The organism is Paenibacillus sp. W4I10 (assembly GCF_030816325.1).
GTDB lineage: Bacteria > Bacillota > Bacilli > Paenibacillales > Paenibacillaceae > Paenibacillus > Paenibacillus amylolyticus_B.
The window spans coordinates 4944988-4964249 of record NZ_JAUSXX010000001.1; the positions used below are offsets into that span (position 1 = coordinate 4944988).

Below are 19262 nucleotides of genomic sequence, written 5' to 3' on the forward strand. Positions count from 1 at the left end.
TGACGTGCCCCGGCACGCCTGCGGAAAATTTCCTTGCTTGGAACGAAAATTCGGCAAAATCTGCGTCCTTCGGAGTTTTCAGACACGCCCTAGTCAATGTCCATACCCAACGTATACCTTTTTCCGGCGGACACGACAATTCTCAATAATCGTTTGGCTCTACTATTTTCCTTTTCTAGCCCAAATCCGGTGTATCCACAAACGTTACGGCCAGTTCTGACGTCTGATGAAGCTCAAATACCATGATTTCATTCTCACCTTTGCGAAGGAGCGGGGCAGGTACGTACAACGTTTTTTGCGGTCCTTTATTCCAGTAACGACCCAGATTGAATCCGTTTACAAATACAACTCCCTTGGTCCAGTTATCCAGTCGCAGAAAAGTATCTCTTACATCCGTGATATGAAACTTTCCTTGATAAAATGCCGGTCCCTGGGCTTCGTTAATTGCTTCGCTAATCACATCGCTGAAATGCAAGCCAGACAGATCAGTTAAAGGCAGACAATGAATCGTCCAATCATATAGAAATTGAAAGCCATGTCGCACCCCCTCCGTAATCCCCTTCGGATCTCTCAGGTATGGACCATAGTTGATTCGCCCCATATTTTCGACAAAGATCAATAGTTCTGCGCCCTCTGGCGGCACTTCAAAGGATACCGACAATGTTGTATTCCCCCGTTCGAGCACACCTTGAAATTGCCCATCAATAAACACAAGCGCACGGTCATGCACCTCCTGAACCACCAGTTCCTGTCGCTCCCTGGGCCCGGATATTCGGGTTTGATAACAAATAAATCCATAATCCTGACCCAGCTTCTCCATCGGTTCTGGATTCGTGCGTTGCACCGGGGCTGATATCCGGTCCAATTGTGTAAGTAATGACGCATGCTGGTTCAACTCAACTCGCCCATAGGCGATGGTTCCCTTTGATTCTGGCAGCACAAGCTCACCCAGATCTTCGTTGATATACCGAGCAATAAGATCACGTACGGCATGAAATTTCGCTGTCGGCTCCCCGGATTCACTGAGCAGTGAATCGTAATCGTAACTTGTAATGGTGGGTTCATATTGATCCTTCTGCTGACAGTTGGCCCCGTTATAAAATCCAAAGTTTGTTCCACCGTGGAACATATAAAAGTTAACCGAAGCACCTGCCCGAAGCATCTCTTCAAACACAACAGCTACATCTGCGGCTTCTCGGGTATGATGTGACTCTCCCCAGTGGTCGAACCAGCCGTTCCAGTACTCCATGCACATCAAAGGTTCTTCTGCCTGATATTCACGCAGCTTGACGAACGCTCCTTGCGTCCCTGATCCAAAATTGACCGTAGCCAGATGCCCTGGTACCGACCCTGCCTGTAGCATGTGATCTGTCGGTCCATCCGAAGTAAACAAAAGCACATCCATACCGCGTGCTACCATGCCATCACGTAAATATTGCAGGTAACTCGCGTCGTTCCCGAAGCTGCCGTACTCATTTTCAATTTGCATTGCAATGATCGGCCCGCCATGGGTGCTCAGAAGAGGTTTCAATTTGGGCAAAAGCACATCATAATAACGATCCACATGCTTCAGAAATTTTGCATCATTACACCGCAGACGAATTTCATCATCGGCAAGCAGCCAGGCGGGTAATCCGCCAAACTCCCACTCGGCACATATATAAGGACTTGGACGAACAATCACATGCAGACCCACATCTCCCGCAATGCGAATAAATCGTTCCAGATCAGCCATGCCTTCAAAACAATACTGCCCGGGCTGCGGCTCATGAACATTCCACGGCACATACGTTTCCACTGTATTGAAACCGCAGGCTTTTAACTTGAGTAACCGATCCTCCCAATAGTCGGGGACCACTCTAAAATAATGGATGGCACCCGACAAAATCCGAATAGGCTCGCCATCATACATAAATTGTGAACCTTTATACGTTAGCACCGCCATTTTACAACCCTCCCCGCTCGCTCAGATATATGCCTAACCCCGACAACGTAGGATACCATCTGGATTCATGAATGCTTAAACGCATCTTTCTCGATGTGACCTGTGGGAAACAGCAAATTCGCTTATGCCCCACCACCGTCCCCTTGTAAAACTCTTCCCAACCACCATCTGCCCTCTGCGACTCCAGTGTAAAACGCTCAATCCGTTGGCCTGTCTGGATATGTTCCATCAGCACCACCCGGTCAAACGTTGTTTCTTGGTGCAAATCCAGCTCGATCCAAGCCTGCTCCGTTCCTTCGTGAGGACACCAATACGTTTCCCGGCGTTCCGTCAGCACTTCCGATACGGCATGTTGTTCATCCATCGTCTCCGATGCTTTTACTAGCGCCTGCAAGGCCAAATTTTCCCTGAAAATGGTGCGCAGTGAATCTCCCAATTCCTGTAGTCGCTCCACATCCCGTTCATGAATGAGACCACGCGTATCCGGTGGCAGATTGAGTAAAAAGGTGGCGTTGCCCCCCACTGCGCCGTAATAAACGGCGAGCAGTTCTTCCAGTGTTTTGACCTGATCATCTTCACTGGCATGATAGAACCATCCTGGGCGAATTGAGGTATTCACCTCGGCAGGGTACCAGATCAGTTGGTCACCTTGGGAACGAATGACCTCTCGGCTCCCCAAATCACTGTCCTGTGTATTGACTCTTGTTGCAAACTCACCATCATCCACCTGCTGCGATTGCTCCTGAATCTTCTCATTATCCTGCATATGCGCTGGCACAACGCTCCATTCCGATTCCCGTGTGTGTCCCGCTTCATTGCCACACCAACGTACATCCGGGCCGCATACCGAGATGACAGCTTCGGGCTGAAGTTCACGAATAAGCGCATAATAGGCGTACCAGTCATAGACCTGCCTTTTGCCATTCGGACCCTCACCACACGCGCCGTCAAACCATACACAGAAGATGTCGCCATAATTCGTAAGCAGCTCGCGTAACTGATGGAGGAAAAACTCGTTATACCTCTCGGAATCTCCATAAGTGGCTTCATGCCGATCCCAAGGAGACAGGTACACGCCAAACTTTAATCCACCCTCACGGCAGGCATCGGCGACTTCCTGAACCAAATCCCCCGCACCGTTCCTCCATGGACTGGCCGCGACCGTATGCGCTGTAAACTGGCTTGGCCACAAACAAAATCCATCATGATGCTTACACGTCAAAATCAGCCCCTTCATCCCGGCAGCCTTGCATGCCTGCACCCATTGCGCTGCGCTCAGTTCAGAAGGATTGAAGATCAACGGGTCTTCCTCCCCAGTGCCCCATTCCTGATCCGTAAATGTATTTACCGTAAAATGAATAAACGCGTAGAACTCCATCTCCTGCCATCTCAGCTGGCGTTCGGATGGGCTGACCTGTGCTGCGGACTTAATCCATTCGGCTGGTTGCAGTTCATAATTCATGGCGTATCACTCCTTTTATTTAGCGCATCCCTATATCATAGGACCACCCTTGCTTGGACCACTACTCAGTACACTACTGTCCATGAATGGCTGTGATGCAAGCAATAACTGCTGCTGGGCTTCTTCAACCAAATGTGGATCAATGGGATGTTCGAAGCTGCCTTCGTACCTCACGCCTGATCCCATATGGATTTCCGTGATACCCGTTTGTTGGACGAGGGTCTGAATCCCATCTACGGTTACCCCAGAGCCAGCCATGACAGCGATGTTCAGGGTTTGCCCCAATTGCTGAAGTTGTTTCAGTTCTAGCATCGCTTCAGGCGCTGTCTGTTTCCCTCCCGATGTAAGCACACGCTCCACGTTGCCCAATGTGTTAATGGTCTTGAGCGCCTCAGTCAGGCTTGTGCTCACATCAATTGCACGATGAAACGTAACGCCCAAACCCTGAGCTTCGGCCATACATGATTGCAAGGATATGAGGTCGACTTCACCAGCTCCTGTGAGGGCGCCGATCACAATGCCAGCGGCTCCAAGTTCCCTCGCCACGCGTACGTCCCGGGTCATGGCGTGGATGTCATCTACGCTATAGCGGAACGAGCGGCTATGCGGACGGATCATGACATACACCGGAATGGATACCTGGGACACCACATGCTCCATGACGCCATAACTGGGGGTAAGCCCTCCTTCGGACATCGCAGACACCAGCTCAATCCGATCGGCCCCTCCCTCCTCAGCTGCCTTGGCATCTTCCACATCCACAGCAATGACTTCCAATACAGGCTGTCTCTTCATGAGGATTGCTCCCTTCACTTCATCATTGAATATTCTAGAACTGTTAACCCGTATCGATAGACATCACTCGAACTGCACACAGCCTGATCCATGACATAAAGGACCGACTGAATGCTTCATCAGCGCTCCTGCGGTCCTTCTTCATTATTATTTGACGATGGTCAGCTTCCAGATCGCAATCTGCATAGGCTGACCTTCCTGAGCGATATATGGTTTGTCGGCAATGATCTTCATGATTGGATTCTCCTTTGGGGACCGAAATGGGCTAGCAAATAGAGAGCGCAACGGATTTCATCACTTCATCTAATGAATTTTGTTATTTTTGTTATTTATAGTGTTATTATTTATTAGCAATAGTCTAAAACGTTAGGATCAGAACGTCAATACAAAAAAAGACACCCGGAGGGTGTCTTCGTGTCTTGGATAACCTTCTCGTTATCCGAGCTTTTTCTATTTTTTACGCCGAGCCTTCGTCATTCGATTAAACATAATCAGTGCAGCAATAATCATGGCTATCATGGCAATATTACTGGCCACTTCTTGTGATAAGCCGAAAAGAACTCCCAGGTTAGTCACCAGGCCTCTTACAATCAGCGCCACCACAACCAGCAGGATTGGACTCAAAAAATTATAATTTCTCATTCCTAGCAACACCCCTGACCCCATTGTTCAGAACTACGAATCTCATAACACTATCATAACAGTAGCTATTCTGTGTTACAACAAAGGACACCCGCGTACAGTGTCCTTTGTCATTCGCAACGTATTCTGCTTTTGATGACAGAACAACCTTTCGATTGCTGCTATCACAAGATATTTCTGATTACCTCTAAACCTGCTTGAATTCGATCCAATCAATCTGGAGACCTGGTTTGGTGAAGTCCAGTTTCAATTCATACAGACCTGCTTCAAGGTCTACTTTGACAAGCTTCTGTCTGATCCATTTGCCTTCCGTACCATTTGTTTGAATGGTGGTTACCAACTGGTCATTCAGGAGCAGGTTACATGCACTTTGAGCGAGTTCCGGCTCAGGGGACATGATCTGTACGATAATCCGATAATGGCCGGCCTCGCTCACTTTCATGTAGACGGGTTCAGTAACCGCAGGTTTCACCTGTGCGTTCTCAACCAGAGCCTGGGCTTTTGCAGCAGATAGGGATGCATTCGCTTGGAACGAAGCGACGTTCTCCACGATTTCATGTTTTCTGCCGGACACCGGTGCATTCATGATGAACTTGCAGATGTTGATCGCCGAGCGTTGCAGCTCTCCGCGAGTCAATGTTCCATTTTCCAAGGATTCAATCGTGTTGTCGTCCCAGCCATTGATCTCTGCGCCGTAGTTCGGTACAACCATGTAGAGATCATTCTGCGCACGGATCATCCAGTTGGTGTATTTACGATCAGCTTCTCCACCTTCGGTCACATCGTTCATAATCGCCCACCAGTCGGTCATTACGATTCCGTCAAAATTCCATTCGCCACGCAAAATCGTGGTGTTCAGGTCGTAGTTTGATGCTGCCCAGTGTCCGTTAACCGGGTTGTAGGAAGTCATGATGGAGTTCGCTCCGCCTTCTTTTACAGCGATTTCGAACCCTTTCAGGTAAATTTCACGCAGTGCGCGCTCAGAGACAACGGCATCTACTTTGCTACGGTGTTTCTCCTGGTTGTTGCAGGCAAAGTGTTTCAGTGTGGCATTGGAACCACCCTTCATGATACCTTTTGTACATGCTGCGGCAAATACACCCGAGATCAGTGGATCTTCGGAGAAGTACTCAAAGTTCCGACCATTGAGCGGGCTCCGGCGGATATTGAGTCCAGGTCCGAGCAGGGTATCCACCTGATTTCTCAGCAATTCCTGTCCTTCCATCACATACAACTCTTCAACAAGATCCTTGTTCCATGTCGCCGCAAGCAACGTACCAATGGATACCTGTGTTGCCTTCTCGCCACTATCCATACGAATACCGGACGGGCCATCTGCCGTACATGCTACCGGAATACCGTAGTTAAACAGGCTGTCGCTGACACCACCAAATGCAGATGCCGTCCCCGAAGTAACGAGCGGACTGCTCATGCCTTCTCCACGGACAATCGCCGCCAGATCCTGATCACTCAGTTGAGCGATGAAGGTTTCCAGACTCACTTTGCCAGCCTTAACGTCACTCAGCTTGTGGCCCTGATTACCCGTCTGCTCCAGCGTTTGCGGGAGCTTCTGCTCAATCCGGTTCGCCATGGATATCTTACGTTTAGGTACTTCTGCATAAGTCAGTTCATAAGATCCATCTTCCTTGCGCAAACCTGGTTTCATCCGTGTAAAATCTTCAGTTGGGGCCATCGCTTCTTGCAGTTGCTCCACCAATTGAAGAGATTCAATAATATAGCCATCCTGGCCATCAACGCTGACGTGCTGCACTTGTTTCACACTGGTTCCTACATGCAGTCGGTATGTGCCTTCTTCCAATACGTACGCGGAAGCAAAACCTGTAACACCTGCATCATCATAGGATGCCATGGCATGGATCGGGAAGCTGATCGTCAGAAGTTCTGACTCGCCCGGCTGCAACAATCCTGTTTTGCCAAAAGCCACCAAAGCCTTTACCGGTTGTCCCAGTTTGCCTTGTGGTGCTTCATAATAGACTTGCACAACCTCTTTGCCCGCGTATGTTATGCCTGAGTTAGTCACATTTACACGAACTTCAATGTAGGTTTCGCCGTCTTTGGACACGGATTTTGCTTCTTCGTGCTGGGCCAAAAACGTCGTATAAGACAGGCCGTAACCGAATTCAAACTGAACGCGCTCAGGTCGAAACGTTTCGAAATAACGATAACCTACATAGATATCTTCCTGATACAGGTTCTTGAACTCATTGCCGTAGTTGCTTGTCGAAGGGTAATCTTCAATGGAATAAGCAATCGTATCTGTCAGTTTGCCGCTTGGTGTAACGTCCCCCGCCAGCACATCGGCAATCGCATTACCACCCTCCATACCGCCATGCCAGGAGTAAATTACGCCTTGGATCGGATGTAGATACGTTTCGTTTAACCAGCTCATGTCGATGATATTTGAGACATTCAACACAACGATTGTGTGTTCAAACTGCGAAGTAACTTGCTTCAACATCGCTTTCTCATCTTCTGTCAGTTGGTAACTTCCTGGCGCATCCGCATTATCCTGATCTTCTCCTGCTGTACGTCCAATCACGATAATGGCTTTGCTGGATTTGCTTCTAGCCAGTGCAACCAGTTCATCCGTCAAAGGCATTTCTTTCTGATTCCATGGCTCGGCCGCCCATACTTTTCCGCCATCATCAAATGGATTCTCTTCAATCCACTTCTCATAGACAGCTGCCAGTTCTTCATTCACCGTTATATTCTTTTTGCTGCGCAGACCATCGAGCAGATTCGTTGTGTAGGCTACATGGACACTACCGCCTGAACCCGTGCCGCTGCGATAATAATTCACTTGAATCCGTCCAAAAACTGAAACGTTTTCGTTTTCACGAAGTGGAAGCACTTGGCCTTCATTTCTGAGTAAAACGGCTCCTTCTGCGGCAACCGTACGACTAAACTCTGCAAACCCTTCCAATGGAACTCCGATTTGATGTGTGCTCAATGATTTCCCTCCTGATTGTCATCCCCATATCTACGAATCGCTATATATAAAATGAACTCACAAAACGTACACTCGGCCACTACTATGACAGAACAACCCTTCGATCACTCTTATCCCCCGATTTCTTGATCCCCTTTTCCTAAGGGAGAAATCCGTTGATAAAGGCGAACGCTTATGCTTCTTCAGGTTATTTCTGTCCTCTCCGTTTTCATGTTTGTTTCTTACGCTCATTTTATATAAAAGATATTCTATGAGATCTGGTAGATTCACTTGTACATAGTCTCATATTAACAGATTCTATAGAAGAAATTAAATTAGATTTGTGCTTTATTTATATTATTAAAACTTGTCCAGGATTAGTGGCATAATAAAAAGCCACGGACACCTATTGTCCGTGACTTTTCTTCATTTTATATTACTTATATTAAGTCGTAAGTTTCGCATACACCAGGAAGAATAACATGTCTTCGCCCATGATGACATAACCCGGAACCCGGTAGACCAGATCAACAAGGACAAATGCCACCAGTAACCCCACCATGACTGCCAGATGACGTGGCCGGAGTCGTAGATGTGCGTGTCTGTAACGATGGAACACAAGTGAGGTCGACAAGAAATACAGTAGCGCCGATCCAAATACAAACCCTAGCATGAACACATAGTTTAACTGATTCTGATATAACAGCTGAATTGAAGCAGCAATCATACTCATGGAGATGTAGATGAAAAGATGACCGTATATGATCGCTTGCCCGGCAGTCTGAATCTCTTTGCTGACTTTTTTCTCCACGTTGTCGAAGTATTGCCACCATATCGCAATGACAAATATGGATGTAAAGGCGGCAAACAGAATGGATTTCATATCCCAATGATCGGCTTGCAACACAGCGATAATGCTTACCACCGATTCACCCAGCAGGATAAGTGTAAAGAGCGCAAAACGTTCCAACAAGTGATGGGTCTGAACCGGTACTTTCACCAGATTTTTGCGTCCAATCAACGGAAGTATGATGTCCACAGCAATCCCCGCATACAAAATCACGTAGCGTAACCAGGAATCGAAGAACAATGAACCTGATGAGATCAATATGCCAATAAGGAAACAGATACCCAAGTAACGAGCCGCTTGCTGCTGATGCTCGCCTTTTGACTTGTGAGCCGTCAGATACTGAATCGCCGTAAATGCCCGTGAGCCGATATATCCGATGAAGAAGGACAGGTAGTATTGGTCAAAATGGGTAGAGAGGCTCGCCGTCATGACCATAACGGACAGAAGCTGAAGGATGAGGAATATTCGATGGATCAGAATATCTTGACCATAGCGGTTAATAAACAAGGTCTGACCGACCCATGCCCACCAAACAGGGATAAAAATAAGCACAAACTTCATTAAATATTCAAACGTAATTACTCCATGTTCGGCATGTAACAAGACATGACCCGCTTTGGAGACCGCTGCTACAAAGAGCAGATCGTAAAACAGCTCCAGCCAGGTAACCTTTTTCTCCATCATCCTTCGTTGCTCCTTTAGGTTTTTCTCATATTGTAACGTCAGCATGAGGGAATAACCTTCCAATCGCTGTTATCCCCTAGTTCAACCTATATAGTAATAGGACTCTTATTATTTCGCAGTTGTAGCAGGTTCGGGTGTTCTTACCACGATTGGTTGCAGATTGTCCTCAATTTGAGGGCGGTATTTCTCAAACCACTCTGGCAGCATCAATTTTTGTCCAAGCGAATCAGCAGGTTCATCTTTGGCAAAGCCCGGAGGATCGGTAGCAATCTCAAACAGAATGCCGCCAGCTTCTCTGAAGTAAATTGCATTAAAGTACTGACGATCCCGAACTGGAGTCGGTTGGTACCCGTAATCACGTACAGCTTCACTCCACTGTGCATGCTCTTCATCGTCTTTGGCGCGCCATGCAATATGGTGCACGGTTCCTGCGCCGCCCATACCCAGAGCCATACGGGTCACTGGAACATCTACAACATTACCGATGTCTCCACTCGACCGGAAACGGGCATACTCTTCATTTTCACCCACTTTGACAAATCCCAAAATTTTCTCAAGCGCATCCATCGTTCTTTGTGGGTTAACACTGAACAGGACAGCACCACCAAAGCCTTTGATTGCTTTATCTGTTGGAATGCCTTCGTGTGACCAAGTGCTGGTTGCTCCCTCTTCCCGTTCAACAAGCTCAAGCCGCAGGCCTTCGCCATCTTCGAATTGAAGCAGGTGTTCATTAAAGCGACTTGTTTTGGTTACCTCAATGTTATACTGTTCCAGCCGATTCTGCCAGAAGCCAATCGACCCAGGAGGAATGACATAGGAAGTGATGCCGACCTGACCTCCGCCAATTTTCCCCCGTGGTGATCCAGCGGATGGGAAGAAGGTAATGATGGTACCTGGGCTTCCGTGTTCGTCTCCAAAATACAGATGATATACATCAGGTGCATCGAAATTGATTGTTTTTTTCACGAGACGCAGTCCCAGAACTCCGGCATAAAAATCAACGTTGGCCTGTGGGTCTCCTGCGAAAGCTGTAATATGGTGAATACCTGCTGTTTGAATAGTCATGATTAATTCCTCCTTGGTTTGGTAAGCATGTTTTGAATTGAGTAGGTGTTATAGATATTTGAGTTGGTTAAATGAGTTAGTTTATTGGTTTATAGTAAGTTTGCATTATCTTTAAATTAAGATATATGAGCTAGCGAATTGTATTCTAGTTGTTATTTTGATTGGCCTGTTCTTGTTTTAATTTATCAGGAGTCACGTCATCGCCGTTCGGATCATAGATGGTTGCATTCAAGAGAATGTCGTTGACCGAACCGCGAAAAGTTTGCAGATATTCCTGGCGAAGATTAACCCGTTCCTCTTTCTCCATCTCCGTCAATCCGCCCTCTTTGGCTTTTCTTGCAAGTTCATTAATTCTGGTCAATGTTGGGATAATCATCTTGATCTCTCCTTGTGTAATGGATTAAAGATATTTGTTTTGGTTGTTATTTATATTTAAATTAAATATCTTAAGTTAAAGATAAATTATTTGTGATCGGTTGTCAACTCTTTTATCAAAATTAAAATAAATGGACCTGCTCTCCACCTTACGTCATGTTGCTTTGAATAAGAATCCAAACAAAAAGGGCTAGCCCCGTGATATCTAAACCAGTGGACTAGCCCTCATGTATTTATTTTATTAGCCTAGCTTTTGACCACAGTTCGGACAGAAGTTGGCTCCTTCATTTTTGGCTCCACAGTTCGGGCAGAAGTTTGGCTTCTTGTTGCCTTCTGTTGATGAAGATGAAGTTGAATCACCGTTGCTATTGCCCGCTGGCTTCTGGTCGGCATTCTGATTCTGAGACGAATTGGCATTGTTGTTGTTCTGGTTTTGGCCTTGGTTCTGGTTCATGTTTTTCATCATTTCATTGGCCATGTTCATACCCATCATCATGCCCGCCATATCCGAAGCTGCGCCGCCGCCCTGTACTTTACCAGATGAGATGCCGTCTGTCATGCTGACCTGTTGATACTTTTGCAGATTACCAATCATCTCATGCGAAGCGGTCTTTGTAATCATATCCTGAATCTCTTTTGGATAGTTGAAACTCATCACTTGGAAACCGGTAATCCCAATGCCGATGTCCATCATCTGCATATCCAGATCTTCCTGAATTCCTTTGGCAATATCCGATGCATTGGCTTGCAGGTTGAACATATCCTTCCCTTCGCGGCTAATCCACTTCATTAGAAGCTGATCCAGCACAGAAGTGATTCGGATTTTGACATCCTCCACCAGATAACTTTGTTTGATGCCTGCAATCTTATCGATCAGGGTCACATAGTCACTTACTTTAAAATTAAATGTGCCGTTGGCCCGAATCGGCATCCCGCCCGGGAGTTGTGGTGTTGGAATCAACACCGGACTTTGTGTGCCCCAGCGCACGGTGAACTCTTTTGTGTTTACAAACAAGACTTCGACCCGCATGCCGCTGTTGAATCCAAATTTGAATCCTTTTAATGTAGAAAGGAATGGAATGATCTCGGAATCGATATTAAATGATCCTTCGTCCTCGAAAATCCCTTCCACTTTACCGTTATTCAGGAAAATGGCGTCCTGACCGGAACGGATGATAAGTTTACTCCCCTTCTTGATCTCCCGGTTGCTCCACTTCCAAAATATCATGTCATCTCTGAACTCTTCCCATTCCACCACATTCGAAAATTGATTTTTGAAAAATCCCATATTCGTTTCCATCCCTTCTATTTAACGTACTCCGGTTATTCCTTTATTAAAACGACCCTCTACTCCCACTGTGTGAATGACCACCTCGCGATGTACCTCCACCGCCGCCTCCGCCTCCATTGTTATTGTTCTTCTCAATTTTGCGCTTGGTTACGGTCGTACGGATATAACGATCCTGCCGATCAATTACACTGGAATTACTTGAATCCTCATAAGTCGCACGATTGACCGTGACACGCCCCCCGGAACGATAGGTCATAATACCAACAACAATCCCCCCAAGAACGACCGAGACTCCTAACTGAAACCAGCCGTTAAACAAAATATTGTTCGGATTCACACCAGGTTCATACCCCATATATTCGTAAGAAAGCTCAATATATTTCTCAAATGCAAGTTTATAATCCCCACTGGACAATTCAGAGGTAACCCGGTTACGGATAGAATGCAGCCGCTGATCGCTCAGATATTCTTTTGCCTTATAAAATCCAGCCAGATACACTTCGCGATTATTCATATCCATCGTCAATATGACAGCATTGCCAAATTTCTTATCGTACCCTAGCCCCTGCTTATCATAAAAATCTTCTGTTAAAAGCACAACATCCTGATTCTCTATATTATTTGTTGTCAAAATAACAAAGTCCGTCTGCCGTTCCGCGCCATACTGATTCGCAAGTGCATTCAGCTCAACCTTATCCTGCTCACTCAGCAGGTTGGCCTCATCGTAGATGAGATTTTTGTTCTCCGCTGCGGATGCCGATGACATGGGAATCAACGGAGCAACAAGCGTTATCATAAGTAAAATGAGCGTAGCCATCACGGCCAGAGAGGTTCTTTTTCTCATAAGAATCCACCTCCCATCATCCAGGAAACCAGCTTCAGTGACAGCAACGAAACCGCAGATACCCCTGCGAACCATCCAGCCACTTTGGCTTTGCTGATCGGCGGTTTACCGACCACTTTCCCTGTCTGACCATTCATGGCAAATGTGTATTGTGCACGATTATAGTCATAGTTGACCATCCAAACCGGGAGCAGCACATAGTCTGCATTTTTGAGCGTAGTATCAATCTGTTTGTCTGTATAGCTCACGCTGGTATATCCGGATACGGTTGAGGCAATATAAGAATCAATGTACGATCTCGTTTTATCCTTGGCCCGTGGAAAAAGTTCCTCGTCTGTATAACTGTATTTTTCCGCAATGTACCCCGCCAGATACGGGGTCTTGAACAATTTCAGCTGGTTATATGGGAAAGGCTCCAGCTTATCCATCAGTTCATCCTTCATTTTCTCCGATGCATCGATGGGCAGGTTCACGTAATTCAGCCGAATTCGGCGGTATATATCGAAATGCTGTGTTTCCGTGTAATGGTAGTCGCCCTGGGTGTAGGATCTGACCTTGGTGCCACGACCATGCACTTCGATTTTGTTATGTAACTCGTACAACCAGAACGGGACGTACATGCCGGTAATGCTCTGAATCCGATCAGCGGACATGAAGCCACTTGGAGTCAAGAGGCCGTTTTTGCACCACTTTTTGAAAGCCTGTTTGGCTTGATCCTTATTGATCGAAAAGGGAATCACCATCGCAGGGGCCAGATTGCCCGTCAGCCGATCACTGAGTACAACCGCTGCACCGCAGAAACTGCAGGTCGTCGCACTGGTCTCAGGTTCTGTCACAATGTCAGCTCCGCAGCTGTTACAGTGGTATTCCTTGACCTCATTTTCGGTGAATACTTGTCTTTTCAAGGGATCGGGAATCTGCTCTATGTTGTCCTGGCGGCCGCAGCTGGGGCAGGATAATGCACCTGACACACTGTCAAAGATCATACCACTGCCGCAGTTTGGACATTTATATTCAATAACCGGCATCTGCTCACCTCAATGTTAACGAAATGATATAACGTGTTACTTATTCTTCAACTTCTCCTGAATTGCTGCGAGTTCTTCCTCTGCACTTGCGACGCATTCTCATTATTACCCGCATCTGCGTTCATGTCCCTCTCCAACTGGGCAATTAATTCGTCCAAATCATCTTCCTGTGCCCCAGCTCGAAGTTCTGCCAAAGCCTCTGCTTCGTTCAGCGCCTGATTCGCCTTGTCTTCCATGGCCTTAAATGCAGCATCAGCTCTGCCCGCAGATGCATTCCGTTCGTTGGCCTGTTGTTGCGCCTTCGCATCTGCCATGCGACCTTTTAGTTCTGCATGCCGTGCCTCCAATTGCCCCAGATCTGCAACCAATTTATCGTTCATATGCTTCATCATCTTGGCTTTGGCGGAAGCACGTTCATAGGCGGCTTGTAATTCGTTCAATTTGTCAGCCAACTTCACTTTCTTCTCCAGAAAATTACGTGCCTTGTCTTCGTCTCCCGACTCCGCTGATTTCTCAGCATACCGCTGTAATTTCTTAACCTCGGCGCTGCACTCATCCAATGCTCGCTTCGCCCGGCTCTCATCCGACAACACCGCCGTTGTCTCCGCTTTTACCTGACCCAGATCACTGCTCAGGTTGCGTATATACTCATTCACGCTCTCCTCCGGGTCTTCCGCCCGAGACAGCATGTGGTTCACATTTGCCTTCATCACGTCTCTAAACCTCGATAAGATTCCCATTACTTGTTCCTCCTCCGAAAAGTTCATATGTATACTATAATACATGAATACGCCCACATACGTTTCACATTTCACGATGGCAAGTGGAGTTACTACGATTCAAAGTCGGGTAATGATGAGTAATAAAAGAAAAGACGAACACCTATAGTGTCGCCTTATAATCCAAAAAATTTCTCGTACTTATCAGTATCATTCTTCCTCAATCACAGTTCGTTAATGAATTGCATACTTTCATCTGCGATCCGATCTGGATCGGTATTATGTATGTAATGGCCGTTATTTAAAACCTGATATTGCCCAATCTTCACAGACTCGATATAACGTATTAGGTACGTTTGCCAATTCTCAATCGGCAACTCTTCACCATTAGATATGAAAAAATACATCGGCACATCCGGAATCCCCTGTGTGGCAACTTTTGCTGCATTCTGTTTAATCATTTTGACTTCATCATTCATATTTGATGTTTGCGTGTTCTTATAGAACAACGCCCGATAAAGTTCCTCTTCATGAGGAGACAATCGATTCTCCTTAATCGCAGCCGATGAATCCACAATCCCGGGGAAAAAGCGTGTAATCCCTATGCGTGCTCCCAAACCTGTCAGACTCATCATGCCTTTCGAAGGCAAAGGATATGCTTCATAAACTTCCGGAATGGCAGGGTCTAATCCGATGATCGCCTTCACTTCGTTAGGATACCGTTGTGCCCAATATAGTGCTTCAACGCCTGACATGGAATGTGGAAACAACACATACGGTGGACTTTGGCCAGCTAAAGTAAGAGCTGTTCTAGTTTCTTCCAATATCGCATCGATATCACGGGACACCTTGGCCGTTTCACTGAAGCCATACCCTGCCTTCTCCACCACAGCAATTTTGTATTGTTCCGATAATCTGGAGTAGAGCGCCTTGAAATCCAATACAGGAGCGGATATACCCCCACCTGACAGAAAGACCAGCGTCTGTGCCCCAGAACCTTCTGTATAGACATGCATTTGGTGATTATTCACGTTAACCATTGCACCTGGCGGCGACAGAATAGTCAACTCACTCTTGAGTTTAATCGTATGATTCGTGAAACTAATTACAATGAACAATAGCATGACACCCAATAGTGCCAAGGCACCATACCCCAATCTCTTCAACACAATTCTCATTGGTTCCCCTCCAACATGATGTACACTTCTATTTATTTTACCATGTACTTTGGAAGGTGTATGGGTTTTAATCCTTTTCTCGCAATCCACAAATCCCTACCTAATCTATGGCTCAACCGGAAGGCTCTCCACCGCTGTGAAAAACACATCCAATAATTCAACGTTATACGTTTTATGGACGTATTCAGTTATTAACGCCACATTCTCCTCCCTTTGATACTACAGACATGGACGGCCCTCACTCCACAGCACCCTGCAAGAAAACTTTCCGACAACATCTTTAATAATGTGATCCGGCTCAGCTACTTTATGAATGTCTCCCATATGAAATCTCCTCATTTCTCTATACTTAACGTGTGCAATTATGTATTAATTTTCAAATAGATAACGGTTCCATTCAGTGTACTTCATCACATTCCTCTCGGAGAGTTAAGGCGTGTATCCACAGCCGTTTTTCAGATGTAGAAGTGTTGATCCCCCCATAGGTGCCATTCCTTCGCAAGTTGGCTATAATAAGGGGATCAAAGTTTTCGATAAAGGCAGGAAAATTATGCGTACACGAGTTCACTTTATTGCTCCCTACGAATCGATGATTTCTATTATACAAGAGTGTATTCCCCGCTTTCCCCAGTTAACCATTCAGACAGACGTGGGCGACTTGGCAAAAGGCGTGGAGCTAGCAACCCAAGCTGAGAAAAACGGGGCAGAGATTATCATCAGCCGCGGCGGAACCGCCCAATTGATTAAAAAAGCAGTGACCATTCCCGTCATTGATGTGCAGTTATCGGGTTATGATATGATTCGTTCACTTACCCTGGCAAGCCAGTTTAATGGCCAAACAGCCATTGTTGGTTTCTCCAACATCACCTCTGGTGCACAATCCATTATTGATCTGATGGATCTGCCCCTCAAGGTCTATACCATACATAGCTCGGAAGATGTGGCACGGTTGCTTTTGGAGTTGAAAGCTTCCGGGTATCGGCAGATTGTCGGAGATGTGATTACCGTCAACACCGCGAAGACTTATGGTCTGGAGGGATTGTTAATCCAATCCGGTCAGGAATCCATCCTTAGAGCGATGGAAGATGCGCAGTTGGTCTACCTTTATTTGAGCAAAAATCATGCGATATCGATTATCCTGAATGACCTGGTTACACGGGAACATCCCAATCTACTTATTTTAAATGAACGGAATGAAGTCGTATTCGAGAACATGACCGATTTTGAGAAAAATCCGCTGACCGATAATCACATGTATCTGACCAACACGAGTCTGGAATTCCATCAATCTCAGATTCAAAATGTGTTCATGGTGGACGATTACCAGCTCACGGTTAACGCCTATGAAACGACCCTGGACAACAAAAACTACAAGGTATACATGCTGGAAAAAGGACAACCCTATGCCTTTGCACAATTCGGCATAACAACGTTTACGGATGCATCGATGGAGCCTATCGTTGCCGAATCCCCTGCCATGCAGATGGTATTAAGGAACATTCGAGCACTTTACGAAAATCATGAACCGATCTATCTGCTGGGTGAAGCGGATTCCGGTAAATCTTTTCTGGTCAAACATATTCATCAGATGTACTCTGCCGGCGGACTGTTATTACAGATCGATCTCTCGCAAGTTCCGCTCGGCCATTTGCACAAGATACCACTCGCCAAGGTTCGAAATGTAGAGATTAACCACATGGAGACACGTATGGAAGATCCGGAGTTGCTCTCCTTTATCCAGAGCTGTCTTCAAAGCCAGATTGGGGTGTTTATACTCGGGGAGCAGGCATTGAACCCATATTGGTCACTCGATCTGGAGCTTAATACGATCATGATGCCAAATCTTGCGGATAGACCAGAAGATCTGGCTCCACTGATGCAGCATTTTCTTACAGGTTACTACCAGAAGTACGGAACTACTGCGGTGAGAATAAAAGAAGAGGCACTGCAGCTGATCCAAGAACAGATCACACATATGAATGTCAATCAGCTGAAACATCTGATCAAACAGGCTGCACTCAATGAACAGGAGTATGTAATCACCACCGCTACCTTAACCCGCTTGCTGGATCAGCAACCTTCTTTAAGCCCAATGAAGTTGAACGGTACGCTGAAGGAGATCGAGAAGGAAGTGATTCAGATCGTGCTTCAGGAGGAAAATAACAATCAATCAAAGGCCGCAGAGCGTCTCGGGATTAACCGGGCCACATTATGGCGTAAACTTAAAGATTAACTCTTTAAGTTTACGTCTTTTTTATCGCCTTTATGTGTTGCATATTTAAACAGTTTAGCATGTATTTTAAATTTACAATAATTTAGTGTTGCTATATTAAACGATATGGGATAATATAATCCCTGCAAGCGCTTCATAAAAACGATTACTTCATAAGGAGCTAACTACTATGAACATTAAAGCAACTTTAGATCGCATCCCTGGCGGTATGATGGTTGTCCCCCTGTTGCTTGGTGCAACTATTAATACATTTTTCCCGAATGCTCTGCGCATTGGCGGATTCACGGAAGCTCTCTTCGTTAACAGTTCCAGTACGTTGATTGCGCTGTTCCTGTTAATTGCCGGTACACAGATAACGTTCAAAACGGCAGGCTCCTCTGTCGGTAAAGGTTTGACCTTGCTCACGTTCAAATGGGGGATTGGTGCAGCCCTTGGTTTTATCGCTATTTTGTTTGCGGATTCAAGCGGCTTATTCCTGGGACTCGCCCCACTTGCCATTATCGCTGCGATGACCAACTCTAACGGTGGTCTTTACATCGCACTCGCTGGTCAATACGGTAAAGAAGATGACAAGGCAGCTTACCCGTTCCTCGCGCTCAGTGATGGACCGTTCCTAACCATGGTAGCGCTCTCGATCTTTGGTGCAATGGGCTTTGCAAACGGCATGTTCTCCCCAATGTCCTTTGTCGCAGTATTGCTTCCGCTCATCGTTGGTGTCATTATTGGTAATCTGGACCGCAATCTGGCGGAGTGGCTGCACAAAGGCAGTGACAAACTTGTTCCATTCTTCGCCTTCTCACTGGGTATGGGGATCAACTTCTCTTCGATCATCCAAGGTGGACTTGGCGGAATTCTGCTTGGTGTTCTAACCGTGCTCCTTACCGGCGGAATTGGATTCCTGTTGTTCAAAGCCATTGGCTGGAACCCTATCGTTGGTGCTTCCGAAGGTTCAACTGCCGGGAATGCGGTAGGTACACCTGCTGCCATCGTGGCTGCTAATGCTTCATTTGGCCCGATTGCCGAGATTGCTACGGTACAGATTGCGGCGAGCGTTGTAACGACGGCCATCCTCTTACCCATCTTCATCGGGTTTCTCTCCAAACGACTGGAGAAATCAGGCGGAGTCGCCAAATATAATGAACGACCAACCACATAAATGGTTTTGATCTGATCTGATGAATTTAATTGACAATCTAATCCG

Annotated in this window: 15 protein-coding genes; 2 read left to right on the forward strand and 13 right to left on the reverse strand. The window is 46.4% G+C overall.

The window, feature by feature from the left end; all coding sequences use genetic code 11:
- Positions 1 to 175 precede the first annotated feature (175 nt).
- From QF049_RS22280 to QF049_RS22340, 13 genes are all read right to left on the reverse strand, one after another.
- Positions 176 to 1945 carry a glycoside hydrolase family 35 protein gene (locus tag QF049_RS22280; RefSeq protein WP_307540667.1) on the reverse strand — a complete coding sequence of 590 codons (1770 nt, stop codon included), beginning with the start codon at positions 1943 to 1945 and terminating at the stop codon, positions 176 to 178.
- 1 nt (position 1946) lies between these two features.
- Positions 1947 to 3407, reverse strand: coding sequence for an alpha-L-fucosidase (locus tag QF049_RS22285; RefSeq protein ID WP_307540669.1), 1461 nt, complete (start codon positions 3405 to 3407; stop codon positions 1947 to 1949).
- A gap of 30 nt (positions 3408 to 3437) precedes the next feature.
- On the reverse strand, positions 3438 to 4202 hold the full coding sequence (locus QF049_RS22290; protein WP_307540671.1) for a copper homeostasis protein CutC: 765 nt from the start codon (positions 4200 to 4202) through the stop codon (positions 3438 to 3440).
- A 450-nt stretch (positions 4203 to 4652) separates the two neighbouring features.
- Positions 4653 to 4844: a hypothetical protein gene (locus QF049_RS22295; protein ID WP_062837718.1), complete on the reverse strand. Its 192-nt coding sequence runs from the start codon at positions 4842 to 4844 to the stop codon at positions 4653 to 4655.
- Positions 4845 to 5031: 187 nt separating this feature from the next.
- A complete protein-coding gene (locus QF049_RS22300) occupies positions 5032 to 7815 on the reverse strand; it encodes a glycoside hydrolase family 3 C-terminal domain-containing protein (RefSeq protein WP_307540673.1) in 2784 nt (927 codons plus the stop codon).
- A 424-nt stretch (positions 7816 to 8239) separates the two neighbouring features.
- A complete protein-coding gene (locus QF049_RS22305; RefSeq protein WP_307540675.1) occupies positions 8240 to 9328 on the reverse strand; it encodes a low temperature requirement protein A in 1089 nt (362 codons plus the stop codon).
- Positions 9329 to 9436: 108 nt separating this feature from the next.
- Complete coding sequence (locus QF049_RS22310) at positions 9437 to 10393, reverse strand: ring-cleaving dioxygenase (RefSeq protein WP_307540678.1); 957 nt, start codon at positions 10391 to 10393, stop codon at positions 9437 to 9439.
- 145 nt (positions 10394 to 10538) lie between these two features.
- Complete coding sequence (locus QF049_RS22315; RefSeq protein ID WP_307540680.1) at positions 10539 to 10769, reverse strand: DUF896 domain-containing protein; 231 nt, start codon at positions 10767 to 10769, stop codon at positions 10539 to 10541.
- Between the two features lie 240 nt (positions 10770 to 11009).
- Positions 11010 to 12056, reverse strand: coding sequence for an SPFH domain-containing protein (locus QF049_RS22320; protein ID WP_307540681.1), 1047 nt, complete (start codon positions 12054 to 12056; stop codon positions 11010 to 11012).
- Between the two features lie 46 nt (positions 12057 to 12102).
- On the reverse strand, positions 12103 to 12903 hold the full coding sequence (locus QF049_RS22325) for a TPM domain-containing protein (RefSeq protein ID WP_307540683.1): 801 nt from the start codon (positions 12901 to 12903) through the stop codon (positions 12103 to 12105).
- Complete coding sequence (locus tag QF049_RS22330; RefSeq protein WP_036616300.1) at positions 12900 to 13931, reverse strand: TFIIB-type zinc ribbon-containing protein; 1032 nt, start codon at positions 13929 to 13931, stop codon at positions 12900 to 12902. The genes QF049_RS22325 and QF049_RS22330 overlap by 4 nt, the downstream gene beginning before the upstream one ends.
- A 47-nt stretch (positions 13932 to 13978) precedes the next feature.
- On the reverse strand, positions 13979 to 14671 hold the full coding sequence (locus QF049_RS22335; RefSeq protein WP_307540686.1) for a PspA/IM30 family protein: 693 nt from the start codon (positions 14669 to 14671) through the stop codon (positions 13979 to 13981).
- 203 nt (positions 14672 to 14874) lie between these two features.
- Positions 14875 to 15828: an alpha/beta fold hydrolase gene (locus QF049_RS22340; RefSeq protein WP_307540688.1), complete on the reverse strand. Its 954-nt coding sequence runs from the start codon at positions 15826 to 15828 to the stop codon at positions 14875 to 14877.
- Between the two features lie 550 nt (positions 15829 to 16378).
- On the opposite strand from QF049_RS22340, the gene QF049_RS22345 reads away from it, so the two are divergent.
- Entirely contained in the window at positions 16379 to 18061 is a 1683-nt protein-coding gene (locus tag QF049_RS22345; RefSeq protein WP_307540690.1) for a sigma-54-dependent transcriptional regulator, read from the forward strand.
- A 169-nt stretch (positions 18062 to 18230) separates the two neighbouring features.
- The gene (locus QF049_RS22350; protein ID WP_307540692.1) at positions 18231 to 19217 is read left to right on the forward strand and encodes a 2-keto-3-deoxygluconate permease; all 987 of its coding nucleotides are present in this window, start codon (positions 18231 to 18233) and stop codon (positions 19215 to 19217) included.
- Positions 19218 to 19262 lie beyond the last annotated feature (45 nt).